Annotated in this window: 15 protein-coding genes; 13 read left to right on the top strand and 2 right to left on the bottom strand. The window is 43.2% G+C overall.

The features are described 5' to 3' along the window. Window positions 1-8 precede the first annotated feature (8 nt). The 6 genes from lptB to QZN53_RS04975 all read left to right on the top strand — a co-directional run bounded on the left by lptB (window position 9) and on the right by QZN53_RS04975 (window position 5,381). Window positions 9-746 carry an LPS export ABC transporter ATP-binding protein gene (gene lptB, locus QZN53_RS04950; RefSeq protein WP_088626871.1) on the top strand — a complete coding sequence of 246 codons (738 nt, stop codon included), beginning with the start codon at window positions 9-11 and terminating at the stop codon, window positions 744-746. A gap of 8 nt (window positions 747-754) precedes the next feature. Beyond that, window positions 755-2,380, top strand: coding sequence for an RNA polymerase factor sigma-54 (rpoN, locus tag QZN53_RS04955; RefSeq protein ID WP_163437787.1), 1,626 nt, complete (start codon window positions 755-757; stop codon window positions 2,378-2,380). Between the two features lie 174 nt (window positions 2,381-2,554). Then, window positions 2,555-2,872: a ribosome-associated translation inhibitor RaiA gene (raiA, locus tag QZN53_RS04960; protein ID WP_072979834.1), complete on the top strand. Its 318-nt coding sequence runs from the start codon at window positions 2,555-2,557 to the stop codon at window positions 2,870-2,872. Between the two features lie 66 nt (window positions 2,873-2,938). Continuing rightward, the gene (hprK, locus tag QZN53_RS04965; protein ID WP_294651938.1) at window positions 2,939-3,916 is read left to right on the top strand and encodes an HPr(Ser) kinase/phosphatase; all 978 of its coding nucleotides are present in this window, start codon (window positions 2,939-2,941) and stop codon (window positions 3,914-3,916) included. After that, window positions 3,909-4,826, top strand: coding sequence for an MlaD family protein (locus QZN53_RS04970; RefSeq protein WP_163437788.1), 918 nt, complete (start codon window positions 3,909-3,911; stop codon window positions 4,824-4,826). Before hprK ends, QZN53_RS04970 begins: the two co-directional genes overlap by 8 nt. An 84-nt stretch (window positions 4,827-4,910) precedes the next feature. Further along, window positions 4,911-5,381 carry a TraR/DksA C4-type zinc finger protein gene (locus QZN53_RS04975; protein WP_072798329.1) on the top strand — a complete coding sequence of 157 codons (471 nt, stop codon included), beginning with the start codon at window positions 4,911-4,913 and terminating at the stop codon, window positions 5,379-5,381. A 70-nt stretch (window positions 5,382-5,451) separates the two neighbouring features. Here QZN53_RS04975 and QZN53_RS04980 read toward each other — a convergent pair whose 3' ends face one another. After that, window positions 5,452-6,525, bottom strand: a complete 1,074-nt coding sequence (locus QZN53_RS04980) for a glycoside hydrolase family 5 protein (RefSeq protein WP_163437789.1) — start codon at window positions 6,523-6,525, stop codon at window positions 5,452-5,454. Window positions 6,526-6,560: 35 nt separating this feature from the next. Continuing rightward, window positions 6,561-6,851, bottom strand: a complete 291-nt coding sequence (locus QZN53_RS04985) for a hypothetical protein (RefSeq protein ID WP_072798334.1) — start codon at window positions 6,849-6,851, stop codon at window positions 6,561-6,563. Between the two features lie 84 nt (window positions 6,852-6,935). On the opposite strand from QZN53_RS04985, the gene QZN53_RS04990 reads away from it, so the two are divergent. From QZN53_RS04990 to QZN53_RS05020, 7 genes are all read left to right on the top strand, one after another. Beyond that, entirely contained in the window at window positions 6,936-7,751 is an 816-nt protein-coding gene (locus QZN53_RS04990) for a menaquinone biosynthetic enzyme MqnA/MqnD family protein (RefSeq protein ID WP_163437790.1), read from the top strand. A gap of 63 nt (window positions 7,752-7,814) precedes the next feature. Next, window positions 7,815-8,675: a diguanylate cyclase gene (locus tag QZN53_RS04995; RefSeq protein WP_088626877.1), complete on the top strand. Its 861-nt coding sequence runs from the start codon at window positions 7,815-7,817 to the stop codon at window positions 8,673-8,675. Window positions 8,676-9,115: 440 nt separating this feature from the next. After that, window positions 9,116-14,956, top strand: coding sequence for an apolipoprotein A1/A4/E family protein (locus QZN53_RS05000; RefSeq protein WP_163437791.1), 5,841 nt, complete (start codon window positions 9,116-9,118; stop codon window positions 14,954-14,956). 16 nt (window positions 14,957-14,972) lie between these two features. Further along, window positions 14,973-19,049 (top strand): DNA-directed RNA polymerase subunit alpha C-terminal domain-containing protein, encoded by a 4,077-nt coding sequence (locus QZN53_RS05005; RefSeq protein ID WP_163437792.1) that lies wholly within the window; start codon window positions 14,973-14,975, stop codon window positions 19,047-19,049. A gap of 140 nt (window positions 19,050-19,189) precedes the next feature. Next, window positions 19,190-24,016, top strand: a complete 4,827-nt coding sequence (locus tag QZN53_RS05010; RefSeq protein WP_163437793.1) for a hypothetical protein — start codon at window positions 19,190-19,192, stop codon at window positions 24,014-24,016. Between the two features lie 3 nt (window positions 24,017-24,019). Then, window positions 24,020-26,128: a hypothetical protein gene (locus QZN53_RS05015; RefSeq protein ID WP_163437794.1), complete on the top strand. Its 2,109-nt coding sequence runs from the start codon at window positions 24,020-24,022 to the stop codon at window positions 26,126-26,128. Further along, window positions 26,121-26,978, top strand: coding sequence for a DUF6734 family protein (locus QZN53_RS05020; protein WP_163437795.1), 858 nt, complete (start codon window positions 26,121-26,123; stop codon window positions 26,976-26,978). The genes QZN53_RS05015 and QZN53_RS05020 overlap by 8 nt, the downstream gene beginning before the upstream one ends. Window positions 26,979-26,997: the final 19 nt, after the last annotated feature.

Raw genomic sequence — 26,997 nt, forward strand, 5'->3', positions numbered from 1 at the left:
GAGAGCGTATGAAGAATCTTGTTAGTACCATTCGTACAGAGCACCTGAGAAAGGTCTATGGCGGTCGCCAAGTGGTGAGCGACGTGTCCATTCGCGTGTCGCAGGGCGAAATCGTTGGACTCCTCGGCCCTAACGGTGCCGGCAAGACGACCTCGTTCTACATGATTGTGGGTATGGTACGCCCGGAATCGGGCCATATATTCCTCGACGACATCGAAATGACGGACAAGCCCATGTACAAGCGTGCTCGCCTTGGCATCGGTTACTTGCCGCAAGAAGCTTCAATCTTCCGCAAGCTCAGCGTCGAAGACAACATTATGGCCATTCTCGAAACGCAGAACATGAAGCGTTCTGAACGCAAGCGCCGTCTCGAAGAATTGCTTGAAGAATTTAAGATTACGCACATTCGCAAAACCAAGTCCATGAGCTGCTCGGGCGGTGAACGCCGCCGCTTGGAAATTGCGCGCGCTTTGGCGAGCGATCCGTCGTTCCTGTTGCTCGACGAACCGTTTGCAGGTATCGACCCGATTGCTGTGGCGGACATCCAGTCCATTATTTCGGGCCTTAAGGAACGCGGCATGGGCGTGCTCATTACCGACCATAACGTGCGCGAAACGCTTTCGATTACCGACCGCGCCTACATTATGTACAAGAGCCAAGTGTTGACCGAAGGCTCTTCGGAATATTTGGCGAACGACCCCGAAGCCCGTCGTATTTACTTGGGCGATAGCTTTAGCTTAGGTTAGGGGGCTTCGTGGATATTGGGATTCAACTTGGTACAAATCAGCGGCTGGAGCAAAATCTTTCGCCCCAGCTTAGGCAGTTTGTAACAATTCTGCAGAAGAATTCCCTAGAGCTCGATACCGCGATTAAAGAAGAACTTGAAACCAATCCGCTTCTGGAATTGGACGATGCCGCCCCGATGGAAGAACGCGAAGTCCACGAAGACGAACTTCCGGATTCTGGTGCCGAGCTGCGCGAAGCTAAAGATAATTTTGACGACTACGATTCTGGCGACTATTCTAGCCTCGAAGACAGTGCCATAGGCGACAGCAGCCTTTTGGACGGTAGCAACGATATCGATTACGAACAGTACTTGAAAGACGGCTCCATGAACGAAGACGCGCCTTTCAAGGATTTGAACGTGGGTAACGATTCCGATGACGAATGGGACCGCCCCATTAAGGATCATGGCAAAAGCCTGCAAGACCAGTTGCGCGACCAGCTTTCGCTTTGGTCGGGCACTCGCGAACAGTTGGAGCAGCTTGCGCAAAGCAATTGCTCCGAAAAGAAATTCCGTTCGCTGGTGGAATACCTGATCGACTCTCTCGACGAAAACGGATTCCTGCAAGAAGTTTCTGCCGAGGTGGCCCCGCTTCGTGCGTCCGAAGATCCCCTGATTAACGAAATTGAATCCATGCTCCGTAACGAAGTCCCGCTGGAAGAATGTTCCTTGCCGGTGCGCGAAGCGGTGCATGTATTGCAGGGCTTTAATCCGCGCGGCATTGGCGCCCGCAACCAGCGCGAATGCTTTTTGATTCAGGCTTACGCCCTCCCGAGTTTTCCGCCGCTTGGCATCAAGATTCTCGAAGAATGCTACGATGACTTGCTGGCGCTACGTTATGCTAAAATTGGAAAGGCCTTGGGCGTTTCGACCGAAGACGTGCAGCGTGCGGTCGCAAGCTTTGCAAAGCTTAACCCGCATCCGGGTTTCCAGCTTTCCAATTCCCGCGTGCAGACCATTGCCGCCGACCTCAAGGTGGTCGACAAGCATGGTCACATGGAAGTCGAATCCGTACGCTCTTCGATGCAAAAGCGCCTGCGCGTGAACCAGACCTACAAGGCTATTCTTGACGACAAGGGAGCCTCCAAGTCCGACAAGGAATACGTGCGCACGCACCTCTTTAAGGCGGTCGAATTTATCAAGGCGCTTGACAACCGCTACACGACCATGGAACTGGTGATGCGGGCCATTTTCAAGCGCCAAAAGGATTTCTTTAAGAAGGGCCCGGCATTCTTGAAGCCCATGGTGCAGCAAGACATTGCCGACGATATCAAACGTGACGTAAGTACCGTGAACCGCTCGGTCAACGGCAAGTATGTCGACACGCCCTACGGCATTTTCGAACTCAAGCAGTTCTTTACCTCAGGCGTCAAGCAAGATTCCTCGCCCGATGGCGAAGAACTCAGCTCGGCAACCATCTTGGATGCCATCAAGAAGCTCGTGGAAGAAGAAGACAAGAAAAAGCCTCTTTCGGACCAGGCGATTGCAGACAAACTGATGGAACAGGGAATCAAGGTTGCCCGCCGTACGGTGGCAAAATACCGCGAAGAAGAACTGCATTTGCTGCCCGCCAGCAAGCGAAAAAAGCTCATTTAGGCCGTTTTTCGCCCAAAAAGGCGGCTTTTTTAGCAATTATTCCAATTTGGAATAAATTTTTTTGAAAATTTTTGAAAAACCCTTTGTTTTTGAACAAAAAAAGATGTATATACTCTAGACGTGGGGGAAAACTCCACAAATAAAATAAGAACCCTTTTTAAGGAGGTTAATATTATGGATATTCAGTTCTCTGCTCGTCACTTTAATGCTTCTGCCGGACTCCAGGATCGTATTCAAGAAGAAATGGACAAATTAGCTCGATTCTATCCGAATATCACCAGTGCCTCCGTTATCCTTGACCACGAAGTTGAACATCAGCGCCATTGCGAAATTACTGTGAACATTACCGGCTCTCAGGTTGTTGCCTCCGCCGACGAAGAAAACATGGGCAAGGCTGTTGATGTCACTCTCGAACGCATCAAGGTGCAGCTCAAGAAGGCAAACGACAAGCAGAACGATCACCGTGCCCAGCCCGTTTCCGAAGTTGTATAACCGGTTGCAATCGTGGCTGAGTCTAGATTAAAAGACATAAAGATCCTGCACCGGGAACGTCTCCTGGTGCGGGACTTTTTTTTGCATTACGGCAGAGACCTGCAAATGGCCTGCCATTCTCCGGAATCTGCTATGGACGCCCCTATTGCCGAAAGCGGTATTCACCGCCCGGGCCTTGCCATGGCAGGTTACACCAAGGTTTACAGTTCGCAGCAGATTCAGGTAGTCGGGCACACGGAATGGAACTACTTGGAATCGATTGGCCCCGAAGGCCGTGCGAAAGTCTTTGAGAATTTGTCTGTATTCAAGGCCCCGATGTGGGTGGTGACGCATTCGCAGATGCCGCACCCCGAACTCAAGGCCATGTGTGACCGCTTGAACATCCCGCTGTTCTCGACCACGCTTCACACTTACGAATTCAACAAGATCGCCCAGCGTATCTTGGAAGAATTCTTTGCTCCGCATGCCATTATTCACGGTAGCTTGGTCGACGTCTACGGCGTCGGTATGCTCTATGTGGGCGACAGCAACGTGGGTAAGTCCGAATGCGTGCTTGACCTCGTGGAAAGCGGACACCGCATGGTGGCCGATGACGTTGTCCATATCAGTAATGTGGGCCGCGCCATTATCGGACGTCCGGACCCCTTGATCAAGCACCACATGGAAATCCGCGGCGTGGGCATCCTCGATATCCGCTCCATGTTCGGTATCCATGCTATTCGCAAGGTGAAGAAGATCGAAACCATCGTCGAGTTGCAACAATGGCAGCGCGACGGCGGTTACGACCGTACCGGGCTCAACGAGCAGGAAGAAGAGGTCATGGGGGTCAAAATCCCCAAAGTCGTGATTCCTGTGGCTCCTGGTAAGAACCTGACCGTGATTTCCGAGGTCATTGCCATGAATACCTTGATGAAATATAACGGTCAGAACGTGGCTCAGGACTTCAATGAGTCCCTAATGCAAAAGATTAAGGCCAAGGCCAAGGGCGAGTATGTCGATGATTTGTTAGATTTCGACAATCAGAATTGGTCTTACTATGAATAGAATTTCCAGACGTATCAAAGAGAACCTGTTTCCGTTTATTGTATTTGTCATCATTGTGGCATCTTGCAGTGCGGCATGGTTCTTCTTGCATCCGTCTAGCCCGTTCCATGAACGTTACACTTTCGTTGTGTCTTACGATGCAATCGGTACGCTTTCGCCGGGTAATCTTGTCAAAGTGCGCGGTATTCCGTGCGGCCAGATTACCAAGGTGGAACTGACCGATGACGCCGTCTATGTGACGCTTGAAGTCCTTGCGGAAACAATCATTCCCAAGAACTCCGAGTTCCGCCTGATTACGGCCGGCCTCATGGGCGAGCGCGAAATGTGCGTGCTTACGGGCGATTCTAAGGAACTTGTGCACCAGGGCGATACGCTGATCGGTCATTTTGATCAAGGCATGAGCGGCTTTGGCAAAAAGATTGGCGCTATCATGGCAGACCTTGCCGAACTGAAGGATTCGGCCCGCTCGGTCATGGATTCGCTTTCGAATGGCCAGGCCGGAGAACAGCTGGATCGCGTTTCTAGAAAGGCCAAGACGGTTGTCCGCAAGACCAAGGTGAACGTGAATAGCTGGAAAACTCAGGTCGATTCGCTCTTGGATGAATGCGACCACAGCCTGGGGAATGCCCAAGCTGCCTTGGAGGCTATCGCTCAAACTGGAGCCGCCAAGGTTCACGATCTTGGAAACTTGGTGGACCGCACCCGCAAACTGCTGGAAACGGTCAAGGCTCTCAAGGAACAGTCTGCCTCTGTTTTGGGCAAACTCACGCAAGACGACAATACCGCCGGTTTGATTATCAGTCAGGATTCCCCGTTCAACAAGGGACTGGATAAGCTGCTTCAGGACGTGGATGCCCTGCTGAATGACATCAAAAAGAGCGGTTTGGATATTAATATTGATATTTTCTAAAAAAAGTTTACCCTTTTTCCGAAAAAAAAGTTATTTATCACTTTATTGGTACAAACGAGTTTAATCGCAACCAAGGAGAAAACCATGGCTGAAAAGAAACCTGTAAAAATGAGCGATGCTGACCTCAAGTTTTTTGAGGATATGTTGATTGAAAAACGTAGGCAGATTGTTACGGCCCAGACCGATTTCGATAAGACCGAAACGTTCAAGAATCAGGCACAGGCGGGTGAAGGTGGCGAATCGAACAGTGCCGACCTGGCAACTGACTATAATGCTCTCGAAACGAACTTCTCCTTGGCTGCCCGCGAAGGCAAGTATCTGGTTTACCTCGAAGAAGCGCTCAAGCGCATCAAGAAGGGTACCTTCGGTATTTGCAAGGTTTGTGGCGAACTCATTCCCAAGGCCCGCTTGATTGCCGTGCCGACGGCTACCAAGTGCGTGAACTGCAAGGAAGAAACCAAGCGCAAGGAAAAGGAAGACAGCCGTCTTGAAATGGCTCGTATGCTTGCCGAAGCCCAGCGCCGTGAAATGCAGAAGCGCGCTGCCGGTAAGTAGCCTTCTGTTGAATTTAAAAGAAGCGCCTCGCATAACGCGGGGCGCTTTTTAATTTTGCTGTTTGCTGCCGTTAACCCTTGGCGAGCAGTTCCATGAGCTCGTTGTCGAGGCGGTCCGGATTGTTGTACTGCTCGAGGCTGTTGTGGAGCGATTCGCCCTTCGACACAATGCCGAAGTCGAGGTTCTTGTAGTTCCAGTAGCTGTAGCCTACGTCGGCGTCGCGCAAGATTTCCATGAAGTCGTGCATCCAGGCGAGTTGGTACTTTCTCGGCACCTGTACGTACACACCGAATTCGTTGCAGGCGACGGGCAGGTCGTACTTTGCGCGGAAGTCGAGGGCGTTCTGAATGCTTTCTTGCAGACGGGCCTTGTCCCACTTACCGAATTCCACGTTGAGGCGGGTGGTGGCACCGGCCTCGGGAGCGGCGTAGTCGCCTGGCCACGGGCGTTCAATCTTGAAGAACGGGTCGTTGATCCAGGCGGCACCCTGGTGCGTAAAGGTCACCGGGGTGTAGGTATGAAAGCTGTAGATGGCGTTGTCGTCGTCCATCGGGGTCAGGTACTTGAATTCGTGGGCGCTGTTCCACTTGTTGCTGCCGACCACGATCGTGTTCTTGGGAGCGTGCTTGCGGATTGCCCAGAAAATTTCGTCTTTTACTTTGTCCCAAACCAGGGAGTCGGCCGCAGCGGGCTCGTTCAGGAGCTCCATCATCACGCGGGACTCGCCGCTGTAACGTTCGGCCATAAACGACCAGACCTTGGCGGTATCCTTGCGGGCATCGGCACTTACAAAGAATGGCTGCTCCTGGTAAGAGCCGAGGTGAAAGTCGTGGCCCGGGCACTTGTGCAGGTCAAGAATCACGTACAGGTCATTTGCCAGAATGTCCTTGATGGCCTTGTCCAGCAGAGCGAAAACTTCTTCTTTAGGCTTGATCGTTCCTTCGTCGAACAAGTTGAAGTAGTCCACCGGCAGGCGCACGTGGTTGAACCCCGCACCGCGGATGCGCTTGAAATCCGCGTCGCCGAGGAATGTCTTGATGTGTTCAATGATCCCGGGAAACCCTACGGGATCTTTTTCCTGGATGCAGTCTACCTGACTGAACCATCCACCCAAATTCACTCCCCGCAGTCTTTCATTGATCATTGTATCATCCCTGTGTGCGAAAAGGCTGAATTGCCTTACTCGTTAACAATTGTCAGGTCTTCTTCGGCGATGTTCAAGCTCATGATCACTTCCATGTCATCCGGAAGATCCTTGAAATCAACAACCAGGCCGACCTTCTTCGATTCGTCCTTCTGCTTTTCGAACAGGACGACATCAAAAATCTTCATTCTTACCACCGCCTCTTGTGTGACGGGGATTTCTACAGTCATGCCCTTGCTAATTGGGCCTTCAACAATCTTGCCCTTGAACACCAGAGACGTCTGGTCGTCGCCGAGCGATGTCTTCTTTACATGAAATACAGCCATTATACCTTAGCCATTATCGGTTATTCATCTGTTATTTGAATTTTGACCCTGTTGCAGGTCGTGGCGAAAAATTAACTTTTTTACATGGCTTTACGAGTTGGACGAATCCCATTTTTGGTCTGTGCGCCGTTTTTTCATGACTTCCTTGGTCGAGAGTCTGAATTTAGTGATGTTGAATTTGTGGACGGAGTGCCGAGCGTGCATTGCGCGGGACTGAAAAACGGTTCTATCCATTTGTCGCCGGCGTCGTCGATTACGTTTGCGCAGCAGCCTGGAGACTTTGTGCTTGCGCCCGACATTTGCACGTCCTGTTCTTTTGAAGTGCGTTCCGTAAAGCTGTTTTCCAAGGTGCCTATCGAAGAACTTTCGCGCAAGTCGGTGTGCCTTACGGCGCAGAGCATGACCTCTATCAACCTGCTCAAAATCTTGCTGCAGGAACGGTTCGGACTTTCGCCCGAATACAAGGCCGGGCCTTACGCCGCAAGCGATGACGCGTGCTTGCTGATTGGCGACCAAGCGCTCGAAGAAAACGAACGCCACCGCTTTGCCTACGATTACGACTTGGGTACGCTTTGGCAGGATTGGCAACACGTACCGTTTGTCTTTGGCGCCTGGATTATTGCAAAGAGCGCTCTTGAACCTGGTTTAGAACAAACTTTAAACCGTTACCTGCAGGCGACTCGCGAAAGCATTGAACGGTTCCGCGAGAACCCTTCAAAATGCCTTGACCGCTGGCTTGCCCGGTACCCCGTCGATTTGCCGCGAGCGGTCGTAGAAAACTACTATTCGTCCATCGATTACCGTTTTACCGATGAACGCAAACGCTCGCTTTCGCTGTTTTTTGAGCATGCTGCTGCCTTGAGGCTTATCAAACGGGCGCCTACCCTAGAATTTTTATAGACAATCTCAAAAAACAATATTAATTTAAGGGAATCCCAAGGTTGTTTAATGGGAGGTTGTTCTATGGTTGAAGAAAAAATTCTTGTTGTTGACGACAATGAAGAAATCCTGGACAAGACCAAGGATCTCTTGCAACGTGTCGGCTATAGCGTTGAATGCTGCAATTCCGGAAAAGACGCTCTTGATTACTTGAGTGAAAACAAGGTGGACTTGGTGCTGCTTGACATCAATATGCCGAAGATGAACGGCTTTGATGTCTGCTTGCGCATTCGTCAGCGCCATGCTCTCGATGACCTTCCGGTAATCTTCCTTACGAACCGCGAAGATTCCGATAGCGTGACCAAGGGTTTCCAGGCGGGGGCATCGGACTTTGTGAGCAAGAGTGCCATTGCCGAAATCCTGCTTGCCCGTGTGAACGTGCATATTCGCTTGGCCCGTTCGCTCCGTAACCTCCGCGACATTTCTTTGACCGACGACATGACGGGCTGCTTCAATCGCCGTCATGGCATGTTCTCGCTGCGTGAATGGTTCTCGCGCTCTAAGCGCTATGGCACGCAGTTCGCTATCATTTATTTTGACTTGAACGGTCTGAAGTTCACCAACGACCAGTACGGCCATCAGGCCGGTGACTTGCTGTTGCGTTCGGTGGCGACCGCTGTTAAAGACATCTTGCGCGAAACTGACCAGCTCTTTAGAATGGGCGGCGACGAATTCATGGTCATTTGCCCCGAAACCGATGTGAAGGGCGCGTTCGTTTGTGCTGAACGTATGGAAAAGATCGTGTCTGAAATCAAGATTGTTGACAAGCAGGCTTCTTTTGCCTACGGTGTCGCGCATTCCAGCGAAGACTACAAGGAAGTCGATGACATGCTGCACAGCGCCGACGTTTCCATGTACAAGATGAAGCAGGAAATGCGAAAGTAAAAATGTCATGCCCGACTTGTTCGGGCTTTTCCTTCTGAAAAAGGTCCCGCTTAAGGCGGGCCTTTTCTGTATAAAGTAATCCATCTGCCAGGGGGATGTTCTTTGGTCTGCTATGGAAGAAAGAATGTGCTGAAGAAGAAAAAGTGCTACCAGGTGAATGTTTCAAAACCTTTACGAACGAAGCGTCCGTGACAAAGAAACGTTTGCGAACAACGGGAGAATTTGTATACAAATTCTGAAAAAAGAGTGACGTGAATAAATTTTTACATACAGCTTTACGCAATCCGTTTTTTCGCAGATTCTTTTAAATAAAGGGGTGAAAGGACTTTAGTATGCGCTAAAAATTGCGGATAGTAAATTTTTACAAACTACATTCATTTATTAATAAAATATTATTTTATATTGACAATTTAGATAAATTAAGCAAAAAAGTGTGATTTATGAGCGAAAATAAAAACCCTTCGAACGAAAGCTCCACTCAGGACCCTCCTTCTGTAACCTACTTCATTGAAAAACTGGCGACGGTTCTTTCGCGAGTTAAAGACTGTATCTTACAAGATATATTAGATGAGTTTATAAAAGAAGGTGCCTCCTGGGAAGATTTCCAGAAGGAATTGCAACAGGCTCAGCAGAACAGCTTAAGTGAAAATCTTAAAGATTTTAAGGTCTTTGTTGACAAAATCGTAAAAAAACTCGGCTATGACATTGAAGCTGCTGAGACGGAATGTGGCGAACTTTACGAAGTGCTTGAGCAGCTAGTTGTATCTGGCGAAAAGTTGGGTGTTGCTGTAAAAAAACTTTTTAAGGAATACGAAGACAAAGATCCTCAAGAGGTTGTTGAAAAACTTATATCGGGGTTCAATCTCAAAGTAAATGAAGATAAAGCCGGTGAAAATTCTACGCTTGTCACTTTGTCTGATGTAAAAAATAGCTTCAGTTCTCTTGGTAACCTCTGTGATGAAGCTAAAAAATTGGGCGATAGCGACACCATATTAATCGGAACCGACAAGTTTAATATAAGCTTGGCTGCTGAGGGTGATTATGGCAAAATTGTGCCCATTCTCAACATAATTCAAGAACTTCTTGATCTTATCAAGAAGTTCTCGGATATTGAATGGGGAAAAATAAAGGATGAGCTCAAGGGCGTTGGCGACTTTATATACGATTCGTGTTTTACAGAGGAATTTGGCAAGCGAATCTTGGATTACATCCTTATCCTCGTTTTGAAAAACGCCAAGGATGTTTTCAAGGAAGACCTTAATGCCCTTTTAGATGGGCTCAAGAAGTGTAAAGATGAAGCTGGCAGAGCCCTTAAAGAAACTTTGAATGACCCTAAATATGGGTTTGTTAAAGATGCTGTTGATTTTTTTGCCAAGTTCAGTAACAAAAAGGATGGCGATGTAATTCTGGACTTGTTAGACAAAATTCTTGGTCTGAAAGATGAAATAGACAATCTTAAATCTAAAGTAGCAACAGAACTACAAGATGCTCTAAATAAAGCCAAAGATGAAATTGATGCCGCGCAAAAAGCAATAGGGGACGAGGTAAAAGAGCTCGCAGAAACAGCTGAAAAATCTCCGACTGGTGCGGTTGAAGGTGCTGAAGGAGCTCTCGAAAATCTCGGAGAAACTGCTGGTGATTCCGTTTCTAAGATTGGCGGAATCGCTGAAGATGCGGTGTCAAATATTGCCGACAAGTTAGAGGAAACCGGTTCTCAAATTAAGGATAATATTGAGCAAAAAATAAAAGAGGCTCAAGATCGAATCAAAAAAGAAATTGAAGACCGTATTAAGGAAGAAGTCTCTCGTCGTGTGCAGGCGGCCATTAAGGTTGCCGAAGAAGAGATCAATAAGCTCGTTAAGGAAGCGTTCCCTCAATACGATTCCCTTGCAAGAATATTCCACAAGGTTTATGCCGTATTGGAATTTACCGGCATAATCGGTAAGGAAAAGGTCAAGCTTGAGACCTATATTCCTAAGCAGGTAGACGATAATGATGGCGGCGTTTTGGATCCCATCAAGTCAATAGAAATTCCCGCTTTCCACTGGGAATTCTTGACGAAAATATTTACAAACCCCAAGGAATATTTAGACGAAAACTTCCCGTTGAATAATTGCGACGATGTCGAAAATCTGATTGTCAAGGTTTCCGATTTGTTGGGCGCTTTCGGTTGCGATATTCCCAAGATAAGTTCTATTAAGGATTTCTTATGGGAATTGGTTGCTCGCGTTGAAGCGGAAATTAAGAAAAGTACCGCTCCTGAATTAAAGGAATTTGTTGAAAAATTGAAAGCATTCAAGGCTTATCTTTATACAGCCTTGATTACGTTGGAAGAAATTGTTGCTGAAACAAAGAATCAACTGATGAGCGCTTTTGAACAAGGTGCAAATGACGCGGAAAGCCTTGTTAAAAAGCTAGAAACTCGTGCAATAGCTGAGTTGAACGCTCTCGATAATGATGCTAGGAATGCAATCGGTGCTTTTGCTGAGGAATTGAATTTTGCATCAATAGATAAAGATCACCCTTTGTACAAGATCTTTGTTGAAACCTTGGGTGATGCTGCATATGAGGAAATTTCGACATCCTTTAAAGACGTTAAACTGAGTAAACCCGGAATCCTTGAAAAATGCAAAAAAAGTGCCAATGATTCTGCCAAAAAACTCAGTAAGGAAGTAAATGATTTAGTAACGAAAATCAATACCTTCCTTGATCCTAATGAGTGGGAAAAAAGTTTTAATGATACAGTAAAAAAGCTGAAGACAGAATTTGAAGCTCAGACAGCAGGGATTCCTAAGAATAAAAAAGATGTTGAAAAAGCGGTTGTCGATTCCATTGATGATTTGTTAAGTGGAAATACTCCGAAAAATCCATTTGATGGGATTGATTTTTCCAAGTATTACGATATTGTCGCGAATGCCATTGAAGAACGACTTCCGAAAGATTTAGATAAGGAATTTGAAGATGTCGGCAATGCTTTAAATGAGGCAATAAATGGTTTAACTGAAGCCATCTGTAGGGATGCCGAAAATCTGAAAGATAATGCTGATCAAAATGTTGACGAAATTGTCAAATATTCAGAAGGCTTCCCACAACTTGCTTGCAATATTCTAAATACATGGCTTGAAAAGGTTAAAGAAAAATTCTATGAAATCATTATCAAGCCGATAATCTCTCAAGTTCGTAAAGCAGTAAAGGCTTGGTTCAATGAAATTCTTAGCGTAGTTCTTAAAGAAGTCAAAAAGTCTTTGGCAGATTTGCTCAAAGATCCAAAGATCAAGGACTTTGTAGACACGCTAGAGAAGATTTTTGGCGATGCAAATAAAGCCATTGAAAAAATAACCAATACGATTTCTGAAATTCAGGGAATAGTTGATGAAGCTAAAGGCTTGATCGATGATGCCAAAAAGGTTGACACTTGGAAGAGCGGCTTCCTGTTTGCGGTAAAGGTGATCAATGCCATTCCTGAAGACGTCAGAAATATGCTTCTTGAAGCCTGCAATTTCCCGAAGCTGCCAAAGTGTTTGGAAAATATCAGTCTGCCTGACTACAAGTTTGATGCAGCGAATAGACTCTTGATTGTGAACTTGTGGACTAAAGAAACAGCGGGTGGCAGAAAGAATGCTTCTGGAACGGCCGAAATTTGTCTACAACTTGCGTTGTTTGTGGGTGAAAAAGACGTTGGCGGTTCGAAACATGATGGTCTTTACATTGTGCCCATTGTGACGGGTTCTTTCGGCGCCAAGATTGATGTTGGAAAGAATCATATATTTGAATTTGGTGGAGAAGCGTCGTTAAATAAAGATAGCGGCCCGGAAAAGGAAAAATTGGATGGAACGACATCTATTTTTATTGATGTTGATGAATCCATCGGAAATAACCCAGTTAGTGTAACTGGTAATAAGGAATCTGTTAGCGCAAAAGCTTCCTTAAAGTTTGGAAGGAAAGAAGGCGCGGATGAATTAAGTTTTTTTGATACAGATATTGCTTCCTTGTCAATAAAAAATTACTCTGTAGGGACGTCTGTTTACTACAACAAGGAAAATTCAGGCAAGGGCTTTGACTTTGAAGTAAATGGTTTATTAGATACTTTAGTCCTTACATTGAAGCTTCGTAATCAAAATGATTTCTTCAAGAAGATTCTCAGTGATGATATTGCCATTAAGTTAAGCAAACTTGACGTTGGCTATTCCTTAAATAAAGGTTTCAACATTGATGGGGGACTCTATGTCAAGATACCCATCAACAGTGATATTGACTTGAAATTTGTCAAGTTCAATAACATTGGCTTGGAAATTGGCGGCGAAAAGGGGAATCTCATTGCCAACCTGTTGACGACCTTTGTTGTGGACCTGGAAGGAGTCGTTATCACCTTCCCAGAAATGGGTCTTGGCATTAAATGCAATGTATTGGATTCCGATTTCAAGCCCGGTTCCTTCAAAATATCCCCGAAGTTCAAGTTCCCCAGTGGCCTTGGCATTTCTATCGACGTAGAGGCTGTTAAGGGTTCCGGGTTTGTGGATTGGAACGAAGAAAAGGGCCGCTTCTTTGGACAAGTGGAATTGACCATTCTTGACAAGTGCGGAGCCAGCGGAAGAATCCTGTTTACCACGGGCAAGAACAATTCGCCGTACTCCTTTAGCGGTGCTCTCAGCGTATTCTTTACCCCAGGCATACAATTGGGCATGGGATTCTCGTTAACGGCTATTGGTGGCTCCCTTGGCGTAAACAGAGGCTTGAACATTGATAAGCTGCGTGATGCTGTATACGACGGCACGCTCACTTCTGTTTTGCTGACCAAGAATATTGACAAGGATATTGAAAAGATCCTTGCAAATATCGATAGTTACTATCCAATTCATGAAGGGCAAATGTATTTTGGCCTCTTGGGGCAGATTACCTGGGGCGAAATCCTTAAAGCGGACCTTGGCCTGTTTATTCAGGCTCCGAGCCCCGTTGCCATTATTATTGCCGGTAATGTGGGTGTAAAAATCGAAAATGAAAGCGCCAAAAAATTAATTGCCATTAATGCAAGCTTTATGGGTGGCTATCAGGCCGATAAGGGTATTTTCTTTGACGCCCACCTTTATGATTCCCATATTGTAGGAATTGATCTTTATGGCGATGTAGCCATGCGTATTTACTGGGCAGGCAGCACTAAGGGATTTATATTATCTGCCGGTGGTTTCCATCCGCAGTACAAACCTGAAAGTGGCTTCAATCTTCCAGAAATGAAGCGCATGGGGATGAAACTGGATTATGACATTTTGAAAATGTCATTGGAAGCGTACTTTGCGATAACTTCGAATACGGTTCAGTTCGGCACTGACCTTCAGATGAAAATCGGTTGGGATAAGTTTGGAATCTCTGGATATGCAGGGTTCAATGCGCTGTTCCAATTCCATCCCTTCAAGTTCGTTGTGGATATGTCCGCAGGCCTTGCTGTCAAGGTGGGTAGTTGTACCATTTGCTCCATTAGTTTGTACTTTGAACTTGGTGGTCCTGCTCAATGGCATGCCAAGGGCACTGCCAGCTTCTGGATTTTGTTCATTGAAGTTAAGGTGTCCTTTAATCTTACTTGGGGCAAAAAACAGGTTGAGGATAACCGCAGCCGAATCGATGTGTTGCCGCTTTATACCAACGCCTTCAACGACAGGAACAATTGGAGATTTATTTCCTCAGATCTTGTCGACAACATGGTCACCTTGGTGAAATTTGACAAGAACGAATTTGTGTTGCAGCCATCTGAAAGTATTATGTTCAACCAGTCTGCCGTTCCGTTCTACAAAAAAATGGAATGCTATGGTGAAGACGTTGTAAATGATTACAACTGCTTGACTATTAAAGATATTTTAATAGGTGATACCTCCATCAAAAATTACAAACTTGAGGAAGAGTATTTTGCACCAAGTCTGATTAAGAAGTTGAGCGAAAAAGAAAAGCTTAGTTCTAAGTCATACGAAAAGATGCTTTCGGGTTTCCAGATACAAACGGATCTTGGAGCAACCAATGTAAAGCCCATAGAGCAATATTGCAACTATGATGAACAGGTTTATACAAACGGATGCAGTGAAAAAGAATGGAATGCGTACGTGAACAAATGTAAAGGAAATGGGGATAAGATGGGAAATAACGTGTCAGGGGGCCAAACTGGCTCCAAGCGCTTAAGTCAGTCTAAACTCTCTTCAAGAAGGTCACGTACAGGCTTTGAAAGAAGCGTTAAGCAAATGGATCAGGCGTTGACTAAATCCTCAAAAATTTCCCAGTTGATCAACAAACTTTAATTTTGGCATAAAAAATATGAGCGACATTATTCAAAGAAAAGAAACTTCTGAAGAAAAAAAACGTATTGCGGCTCTTTTGCGCCAAAATATAAGCGAATTAGATTTTTCTGTACGAACCCAAAACTGCCTCAAAGGCGCGAATATAACGACAGTTGGCTCTCTTGTACAGTTTCAAGAAAGTGACTTGCTCCAAGTTAGAAACATGGGGAAAAAATCGCTGTCTGAAATAGATGAAAAAATAAAGTCTATGGGACTGTCCCTTGGGATGAATGTAGAATCATATTTGCCAGAATATCTTTTCCCATTTGTCAGAAAGGGAATCAGTCAAGAAATCAAGCAAAAGGACTTGCTTGGGGAATCCGCTGGCGACGAGCCCCTGTATCGTGAACGCGCGTCAATAGAAATTACCGCTAAAATTGCAGCCGGTATATCGGAAAACGATATAGATCCTCAAAAAAAAGAGGAAGAAAAAAAATTCCAAGAAAATGGAACGGTTATTTCAGAAATAAAGCCCATTAAAATTGTCGGTCCGGGAGACGTTTTGTCCATAAATAGCAATGCTGTTATGAATGTCTCGCCGGCGAACGGAGATGAAGGCTTTTCTCGGGATTATTACCCCTATATTGAATTTTGGGATCCGGATTTCGCTTGGCGTTATACCCCTGCTGCTGCTAAAGATGAAAAACTTCGTCCTTGGATAGCTCTAGTTACATGCGAAACGTCCAAATGTGATATTCAAAAAAATACAAGTGGACAGGATCTTGTTACCTTCAAAATTAGTGGTGATAGCGAATATAAGGCGATATTCCCATCCAAAAAAGAGATTTGGAAAGCGGCTCACGCGCAAGGGCAATGCAGCGAAAATGCAGATTTTTGCCGCATTCTAGGAATAAGGCGTGAGGGTATAAGCCTAAGTGAAAAAACGGACTACACTGCATTTCTCATTCCCGTTTTTGAAGTTGGACGCCTTCGCGGAATTGGCTGTTCTGAAGATAAACTTAAGGATGTCATTGCGCAGTCTGCAGCATGGGAAGATGATTTAGAAAGTCAAACACAACAACATGATATGCCGTTGTGTTTCCCGGTATATTATTCTTGGTCCTTTAAAACAGGTACGTATAGTTTTGATACTCTTGTTGAAAACCTGCAAATATGTCAGGCCCCCCAAAGCGGAATCGATGTTAGTGTAACATCTCTCGGGCAGGGATTTAATTACGAGAGTCTTAAAAAGGCTCCCCGAAAACAAACGATTTTAATGCCTGCCGCAACAAAAGCGCCTGCTCAACAGTCCGAAGCAGTCTTCCCGAATCCTAAAAAAGAAGACGAAGAAGAACTTTTCAAGTCATTAAAAAATTTACTTAGTTTGAGCCCCGTCTTTTCAGAAAATGAACAACTCCGAAACGAACGTGGAAATAAAAATCTTGTTCAGAATGACGACGATCCTTGGGTTGTTCCTCCTATATACGGTGGAAAGCACAGTATGGCGCGGTCGTTTGATTGCGAGGATACTCCAGAATGGGTTCGCCAAGTCAACTTGGATCTCCATTATAGGGCTGTTGCGGGCCTCGGTAAAAAGACCATCCAAAAGTATCAAGAAGAATTTGTCAACCGAGCCTGGAAACAGGTGGAGGCTGTTCAAGCCCTGAACAGGGCGTTGTACCAAAGGATTCTAAGCATTAAAGTTAATGCTTCTGTCAAGGGGATGAACTATGAATGGATGAATCGAAAGAGCGGTGATGGACAAGAATACGATGAAAATGCGTTTATTGCCGGTTTTATGCAGCATTTGCCCATGATGCAGAATACGGGTTCGACAAATACAGGAAAGTCTTTAAGCAATATTTTGAAAGATAAAGGGATCCCGGCATCATTTGCTTCGGCAACATTCCAACGAGTTACGGACCGATTGGCACAAAAGTTCAAAAATTTGAACTTGACGACAATGATGGAGAACATTGCTGCAAAACAAATTTTCAAAGACGAACGGCTGCCGTTCCAAGATCGTCCATCAATTGAACAGTTGGGAAAATTGGTTGACGAAATTTATCCTGGAGCAGTCGCTCATATTATTAGAACGACAATAGGTGGTTTCGTTTCTTTCAAAGAGAAAATGAATTATGTCACTATAAAGTCGAATGAGGAATTTTTATCATTATTTTCAAAATATTGCTTCGCTTTAAAGCCTTTAAACATTGTAAAAGGATACATTGATGTAAATCAATTGGCGAATTATGCCATTCCTTTTTATCACTTAACAAATTATCGCGACCATATAAGAGGCTGTGCAAATAATAATGATTTATATCAAAAAATTCGTGCATTCTTAGATAATCATTTTGACGAACTTCCTTGTTTTGGTAGTACAGACGGATCAAAACCAAGTCTTACGATAAGTGAAAATAGGGCGACAGGATACACCAATCAAAAGCCTGATGATTCTATGGACTCTATTGTAAATAAGAGCGTCCTCAATGTTATTGGACTGCAGGATGCTTGTTATACAAGATTCTTTGGAAATGCCAAGCCTATAACAAAAATAAATACGGAGTCTGCGTCCACAAGCGTATATTTTATTTCTGTAAAAAAGATGTATGAACTTAGGAAAACGGACAATTCGTTGAAAGAGGCCGTTAAATATTACACCAATTTTATATATGACCAAGCATATAGCTCTTACGATTACGGAACTGCCAAAGGTTACCATATATATAATAATATTACAGACCTTGACACTCTCATAAGTGACTCTTATGTTGAATGGTTCACTACGAAATTGTCAAATAGACATGTAAATATGTATTCGTCTGAAGAGGACCTTTTCAGACACACTAAAGATGTAAGCGGTTGCTACCATTACGCATATTACCAAGGTGTAAATGCTGAAATAAAAGATTCTCTAGATGAATTTGATTCCGCAACGCATGACCTTTACCTTTCTTATAGAAGTAGAATAAAAGATTATCTTTTAACAACTCCTGATTTTATATCAGTTGATGTGAAAAAACTTGATGAAAATAAATACGTACAAACGTTTAATACTCCATACGATTACGCCGCTTTCCTGCAGAGTTCTGAAGATGTAAAAGACAACAAGTTGATTCAGTTGTTAAAAGAAATGAAACAGTCTGTTGCGGATATAAAAAATAATTTCAAGACATCGCAAAAAGAAAACGAAAAATCACAAACAACTTCAGTACGTGAAATTAATAAGTTCAAAGATGACGTTCTTGATGATAGAGCGTACAGGCGTATTGTAGAAGTTGCAACCGATTATTACACAGAATTCATTTCAGATGAGAAAAAGCAAGATAATTACATAGAAGACCTACTTCAGTCAAGATACCCCATTATGGCGTATCCCATATTCCCTGAACCAGTTTACTATTACCTCAATAATGCTTCTGATAAATTCATAATTCCTTCTGCCAAAGACATTCCAAACAATAGCGTCACGATGTTTGAAAATAACGCTGCGTTTGTGGAAGCCTACTTATGCGGCATGAACACTGAAATGGGACGTGAACTGTTGTGGCGTGAATACCCAACGGATCAACGAGGCTCCTACTTTAAGAAGTTCTGGGATTCCGAAACCGACATAGAATCTATTCGCAATGATGAATTCTTTGACGTGAAATCTTTGCACACATGGAAGGGAAAACTTGGAGATAATCATTGTGAGGGAAAAGATAATTTGCTGATGTTCGCTATTAAAAGTGATCTTGTAAAACTTTATCCTAACACGGAAATTTATCTTCACAAAGCTAAAGCAACAATAAAAAATGGATTGGTTTCATTTGATTTTGCGCCGAGAAATGAAAAGGATGTAATATTAAAGCCTGTTTCAGAAGCGTATCTGAATGACATTTTTATTGTTGGCTTCAAGATTTCTCTAATAGAAGCATTAGGTGCTCCTAATGGATCAAATCAGGGGTATCTGCTGACCTTTAAGCAAGCGGTTGAAGATCTTGCTTTCAAGGACGTGGAAAATAAAGAGATGAAAATCAATGATTCATCTGCGGGATATGCTAATTCCCACATTGATACGCCATCAATTATCGGCAGACACATTTTAACCTTCCTAAAAGGGAACTAATTACAATGATTGCATCGACAAAATCTACCAATAATCAAGTTGTCCCCAAAAAAGTTATACTAGACAATATTCTTAATGCAACTAGTGCTCAGCGTCCTTTCATGCTGTTCCCTTTACGGTTGGAAACTCATTTTCGTAAGGTGAAGAATCAAAAACAGCTGTGTGTGAGAGTGATTCCAGATGAAATCATGCTGGATTACCATACTGAAAAGTTGACAAAAGAAGAAATTGAAGATGGTAAGTTCTTTTGGATGCAATGGTACATTGCCAGTGGTAGTGATGTAAGGGAATTTGAAGCGTGGGAGGTCCTTTGCAAAAAGTATCCCGTGTATCGTGCAGCTTGGATATGCCGTTGCTTAAGACCAGCGTATATTGACGATTATAGGCCTGGGAAAAAGTTTTTTTATCGTCGTCCTTTCCATAAGCTGGACGTTATTGAAGAAAATTGTCAAAAGATTTATGATTATGTAGCGAAGATTTCTCTTTATCTTAGTGAAGAGCAAAAAACAACAAGTGAAGATGACGAAAATGATGGAAATATACCTGCGGAAGAAAAAACGCCTGCGACAGGTGAATATTTGATAGAATTCCATATTCGTACAAAATTGACTGAAATTCAAAGGATGCTTTTCGAAATAGAATCAGCTATTTCTAGTTGCAAATACCTTGTTGATTATCTGTACGATAATGTTAACAGTACGGTAGCTTATTTGGCTAGAACATTGGATTCCTATATCCTTTTTTACGAAAGATTCCCAAAAGCAATTGGTAATAATGTTCGTCGATTGGAATTGTGGGATGTTGATTTTACTGTTCTGCAATCACTGCGCAAAGACGTAGACAATTTTATGAAGACCATGAAAGAGAATAGAATGTCTCTTGATGATATGGTGAAAGCATATCTTAAAGATGATTCTCTTTTCAATTTTAATAAAATTAACGAAACCACAAAAATTGATATTCCCGTATCAAACATTCTTCCAAAGAATTTCTTTTTCATAGGTGAAGTGGCCAATGCAAACAAGGATAAGATATATGCCTGCTCTAACGATATCCCGTCTGATTTGCAAATGGGTATAGATCCTAATGAAACCGAAGTGGATGAAAATGGCCAAAAAGTTTCGCCGTTCCAAATAAACCTTACTACGGGCGACATGGAAATTAAGGGGGGGGCGAAATGGATGACGGATTATGACGAAGCTGAAAAGTGTGGCATGGCCATAACCGTTCCCATAGCAAATAATGTGAATGAGTTCAATTATATCTATGTCTTGGGAATAAATGATTTTTCCGAAATTGAAAGCTATGAAAGGCTCACGAATCTGTTTAATGGGCACAACTATACATCGTCAGGAATTTCTTATGTTGCTGCAGGAACTCCCACGAATAGTCTTGATGGCAAATTTAAGGACGAGACTGAGCAAATAAAGCGAGAACGCTTTGATATCGAAGTTAATGACAAGTATAAAACGAGTGATGCCCTTGCTGAAGAATCCTCCATTTTGGCGAATTTCACTGGGATGGATTATGAATCTTGCTGGAGGCGGATTGCTGGCGGAGACCAAAAACAAGATTCAATAGCAAAACGAGTGTACAGTGAACTTTGGGATCACTTTAGAAATAATATTAAAAGCGACGATGAATACTTAAACCATTTACTTGATTCTGTGGGAGACTTTGTTGTCAACAATGTTCGTGCTCGTGGTATTTTGCCAACTATAAAAGTAGGTTCCCTTCCGTATGGACTCTTGCCTACAGCGGATTTCAAAAAGTTCTTGGAGACTCTTGACAGTAGCAGCGCTGAAGCCAGATTGCTAAAACTGTGTATATCCCTTGCGAATGTGTGGAAGGAAATCCGAAATAAACAAGTTCCCCATTCTAAAACATTGGTGGGAGCTAATGCAGAGAAAGATTACCTGAAAATGGCAGGACAGACGCCATATTCTGCATCTTTTATAGAACGTTGTGTTGTAAGATCTCCTTTCCTGGAAAAAAACTATTTGAAAGATCCGTTGACGGGTGCTATTTCTGATCTAAATGATATGGAATTTTTTGCGGATCAGCCGATTGCTGATGCGTATAAAGAGGTTTCTCTAGAAGGTTTAAAGAATTGCCTTAGCGAGGACTTAAGAAATGATGTTCAAGATGATGATTTGAACATTTTTGTAGCCGAATTTCTGGATTTGTTCACTTATCGACTTGATGCTTGGTTTACTGGTTTTATTAAATCAGCGAAAGAGCAGTTCACAAAAGAAAAAGGAAATGTTCTTCCGCAAATAGGTTCTTACGGATGGGTGTTTAATCTCAGAGAAAACAATCGCGAAAAAATCAGTGATTTGAACAAGTGTCGGGATATTGTTCGCGAAATGAGCTTGGGGATAGATCCAAGAACAAGTGCTATATACAAAAATGTGGGCAGCGATAAAGCCCATTATGTTGTTGCTCCTTCTATCCAACAAGCTTTGACTACGGCGGTTTTAAGAAGTGCGTACTTAAAGTCCAAAGGGAGTGCTACAGATTCCCATATTTGTGTGAATATGTCTTCTATGCGTGTTCGCCAAGCCTTGCGTCTTGTTGACGGAGTCAGGCGCGGCATGTCTACCAGCGTCGTGCTGGGGGTAGATCTTGAACGTTATTTGCACGATGCTAAAGGCTTGTTTGATGTGGAACTCGACGAATTTATTTACCCGTTGCGAAAGATGTTCAGACAGGTCGTCGATTTAAAGGCACAAACCGCAGAAGCCGATGATTATACCATGCAGGTAATTAATGGCGAGGCTCTTCTTAATACATTTATTGGAGAGTGGAACTGGTCTAAATCGGTCTCTAGTTGGTTAGAGGAAAATTGTCAAGGGGCCGCCTGCCTAGAATGGCTTCACCGGCTTAATGAAGAATCTAATTGTAACTTATTTGGTGAAGACGATGATGCAACAAAAAAAAGACATGTATTCTTCAAGCAAATTGAACGCTTGATGGATTCTTACGATGCTCTGAACGATTTGTTGCTTTCAGAAGGTGTTCATCGCCTTGTTATGGGCGATAAAAGTTCTTTCTACGCAATCAGCAATTTCCTTAGCACAGGTGAAGGCAGCATTCCAGAACCGGAAATTCTAAAGATTCCTTCAGAACATGTCGTAGTAGCACACAAGGCTGGTCTAATGTTGCCTATAGTTGAGGAATGTCCGCAAAAAGCTTTTGCTATCGCGGATCCTTCCGTAAACGCATGGATAGAAAGTGTAATTGGAGACATGGATAAGCTTAGGTTCTTTGTCAGAACGAAAAATTCTAAAGGGGATGTTGCGACTTATCCGTGCTCTTTGAAGGACATAAATATAAGCGGTTCTGAATACCTGTATTTGTCATCTTATGAAGGAACTTTCAAGAACTATTTGGAAGTTAAATGGCGTTTGTCTAGCTCAAATTTCTCTGATGAAATTGAAATTCTTGAAAGATCTGACGATGACAAATTGATTCCCGAAGATGATGAATTGAGCCTCGAGGAAGATAAAGTTCGCTTGAAGGCGTTAAGATCTATTGTATTGCATAGTCGTGAAATGCGGGCTTCGGATTTGCAAAGTGCCCTATGGGAAGGAGCCGGAGAAGAGGAATATACTGATATTGAAGAATTATACAAACAGCGATATGAACTCTTGATTTCACGCACAAACAGGCTGCTTTTAGATGTCGACGATTGGATTAGGAATGCTAGCAATAAGGGAAATGACATATATGACAACTCCCTTTTACTGGATGCCTATAAGTACCTTTGCGAATGTGTAGAGACCGGCGTTATTGACTGCTTAGACAAATTTAACACGGATATATTTACATCAGATATTGATCTGATTATGTGGCCGGAAAGAATCGAGAAGGCGCAAACGTTGCAACAAGAACTTTTGAACGCAATGGAGGACGTAAAACAAAAACTCTCTGCAAAGTTGGAAAATGCAAAGTCTATAGTAGAATCAAAGACCGTTAATAATCTTGTTTCCGCAATACAGACTCTTACGCTGGAAAAAATTAAGGTCATTCCTCATTTTTATGTGTTGAAAAACGAACTTGCAAATATTACAGATATTAATTTGCTTGAACGGGCGTTAAAAGTTGATAACGCTATCAAGAGCGGCCCCAATTTCTATAAGAATTTAGATTATGACGCCTTTGACCAATGGGAAGATGAAGTTTCTGAAGTAAGAGATGGCATGAAGAATATCCATCAACTGTCCATGTTCCAGACGGCAATCGATAGGGACTTGGGCCGTGTAGCAGTTCTTCAAACAGAATCTACGAAATCGGATGTTGTTGCCGGTAATTGGCTTGGCCTAGCCGTTAATGAAGAATCTGAATTGCAAGATGTGGACTCTATGGTGCTTTACAATACAGAAGTCTACAATACTCAATCTTCAAGAAATGTGCTGTCTTTGGCCGCCAACGCAGGCTTTGTTGTTGATTCATGGCTTGAATACATTCCCTACAAAAAGCACAACGCGGGTTTAGTGTTCCACGCTGACAGGCCCGACAACGAAGCTCCGCAAGCAATTCTTGTAGCGGTAAACCACCAAATCAATAGTTCGCAGAAAAATAAATCGAATCAGGTTCCCGAAAAAGGAACAAATTCATCAGTAGATTCAAAGAGGATGAATTCTGCGTCAAGGAAACTGTGCTGGTGCCCTGCTTGCAGAAAGGAAAATTTGTTTAGCCGGAATCATTTGCAGCAAGATGAAAAATGGGATATCGATTCCTTGCTCGGTATTTTGGATGAGACCCGTTTTATGATGATGAACAGGGCTGTGGATCCGGATGCGGTTTATGCTAATGTGGAAATAAATACAATTTTCCCGTTGCTTAGCAATATTGAATTTACGGATTTAAAACAGTTAAGTGCGTCAGCAGGAATAACATCAGGCACCTATAGTACGTCTGATATCTTTAGTTCAATTAGTGGAAATAAAAACATTAAGGAGTAGGCCGTGCCGTCAGTAAAAAAATTATATACGGACTTTTTTTCTTATTCCAAAAGCCATCCAAATTATTTTAATGATTTGGATTACTCTCGAAAAACGGCTGTTTTTAGCAGGCTTGAGCCTAAGACTCATACAAAAGATTACCAGAAAGCACTTTCTTTTGAGACGTTTGATCCTTATTGGTCTTTAGCGCGTCAATGGCAGTTTGGACGTTTTGAAGGAAATGATTGCGGAACTCCCGTATCCGTGAAGGTTAAGACGGTAAGAAAAAAATTTGATCAAGTTTGCCTAAAAAACGAAAATGATCAACTCGAAAAGATCAAATATTCCACAGAGACTCCTTTGGAGTACGAAGTGGAAAAAATGAATGCTGAGATAACGCCTTACATTCGTATACAATCTGCGATGCAGTTCAAGAAGAAGCTTCGTCGCAAATTTGATTCGGTAGATTATCTTAAAATTCATGAATGGCTATTGAGCAAATTCTGTAGTGAAAAGTTCAGCAAACATTCCGATGCCAATAATCCCATAGAGGATTTGAAAGTTAAGAATATCTCTGCGCTGAAGGATTTTTCTGCGGCATACTATAAACGTACGTTTGATGGGTATGAACTTTATAAAAGAGCCGATTCACAAAAATTTGAATTGGAACGAGAACTCAAGGAATCGTTGCCTTCGTCAGCCTCAAAGTTGATGAAATTGCTAGAGGAATATGTAGCTTGGTTTGATTCAAAGTATTTTCCCACTAAATATACAGATGGCGCTTGGAGTAACAAAAAGTTAGGATACCAGGTAGAAATTCATCAAGGTACGACAAAGTACGAAGCTGAAGATTATGATAACGGACGTCTTTCTTGGTATTCCTTTGATAACAAGAATCTTAATTATGTCAAAAGAAATGATGGCGCAGATGTAGTACAGAGGAATTCTTCTCAATTTGGTGCGAATTTTCCAACGCAGGGCAATATTTTAAACTATGTCAGTGGTGGCTCAAATATCAGCTCGGAATCAATCATTGAAAAAAATTCCCCAGAGAATGAAATCGACAAATTGCTTACGTACATTCCTGTTCCTGCCAACTTTGCTGGAGCTCCGTCACAAAAGCTATGGGAATTTGAGAACACTAAAGTTAATATGGTAGCTGACAACGAACAGGACTTTAGCATGTTGGCAACAGCTGCCATTATGCAATACATTAGCATGTACAGTAATGATTGGATGATAATCCCTTTGGAAACAGAAACAGGTGTGGTTCTTGATGTAAAGGGAGTTGTCATAAAGGATTCCTTTGGCGAACGTCTTTACATGGAAGAAGATGCAGAGGATGTGGACGGCAATAAGGACTCCGATGAATTTACCGATCGTTGGAACCTATTTGGTACCGCTAGTACACAGGCGTTTGCCAAAGATAACTTTACTACAGCTAGGGGGCTATTGTTCCCTCCTGTGGTAAAGAAGACGGAGGAAGGGGCGCCCATTGAGGAAGTGCAGTTCTTAAGAGACGAAATGGCCAATATGGTGTGGGGTGTTGAAACAAAGATTAATGACGGCTGTGGAGGAACGGTAGATGGCAAGACATTGTCTGACGCCGTGTTTAGAGATGTTGATGAGCAGAATGCTCTGAATGCAAATACAAGTGCGTCTGCAGAAGAATCGGATACAACGAAGGAGCCGGAATATTCTTTGCTTATCCAAAATCGTGTTCCTTTGAACTGGATTCCCTTCCTTCCGCAACAGCTACAAGACGGTCGTAATATTTGCTTCCGTCGAGGGAAAATGCCTCTATTCTACAATAGGGAATTCCTCCCTGTCAGACCATCAACACAGCTGTTATCTGTAAAACGAAACAATCGAACTGGGGCTGTGAACCCGTTCTATATTGATGAAAATCAGATTTCGGGTTATGGAACCAAGCTTGTTAAAACAGCTCAGAGAACTAGATGGTTCCTTGGAAAAACTTTTAACTGGATTGGAAACCGTACCATCATTAGCGAGTATCAGGCCAATAGTGGCTTGTTGTTTGATGAGTTGATTCCTACGGCGAAGAAGCGTAAAACAATAGAATTGGAAGAAGAACACCAGGAACCAGAAAACTTGGAAAATACAAATGATTAAAGGACTTCATGTCAATAGTACGGCACCTTTTTTTGCAAAAAACAAAGGGAAAGAATATTTTATAGAAGATTTTGAAATTCTTACTACGATTTTGTCCGCATTGATGTGGAGAAAGTGTAATGGGTCCATAAAGCTTTACACAGATGACGTGGGTTTGGAATATTACAAATCTCTAGGCCTTATGGACCTGTGGAATGGGGGTGTTGACACCGAAACTATATCGAATATTCCCGATTCTATAGATCAGAATATATTTTGGGCTGGAGCCAAATTGTTTGCTCTTAAAAATGAAGGCTCTCCCGTTGCATTGATTGATACGGATTTGATTGTTTGGAAGGATCTTAATGAAGTCCTTTCCAAGGAAAAATTTGCATGTTTACACCGAGAAGACTTTGTAGATTGCTATTTGCCTTTGGAACTGCTTAAGAAACGTAAGGGATATGCTCCAGACCCTAAGTGGGATTGGTCTGTGCGTCCATGCAATACTGCTTTTGCCTATTTTGGTGACAAAGATTTGCTGGAGTACTACACAAAGTGTTCCATTGATTTTATGATGGACAATAAGGAAATGCCCTGCGAATTTATAACTCAAATGGTGTTTGCGGAGCAGCGTGTTGTGGCTATGTGCGCAAATGCTTTGAATGTTCCCATATATGCGTTTTTGAACGATCCATATCAAGAGAACAACGACAGTTTCTCCCATTTGTGGGGGGCAAAAAGCGTAGCTCGTGATCGTAGAAGTCAGCGGGTTGCTCTTTGTTGTGCCCTGATGAAAAAGATCAACAAACTTTTCCCGGATTACAAAAACGACTCGGAAACGTTTAATGCGATTATGGAAAATTACTTTTAAAAAGGGTTTCCTTTTTTAA

The organism is uncultured Fibrobacter sp. (genome assembly GCF_900316465.1).
Taxonomy (GTDB): Bacteria; Fibrobacterota; Fibrobacteria; order Fibrobacterales; family Fibrobacteraceae; genus Fibrobacter.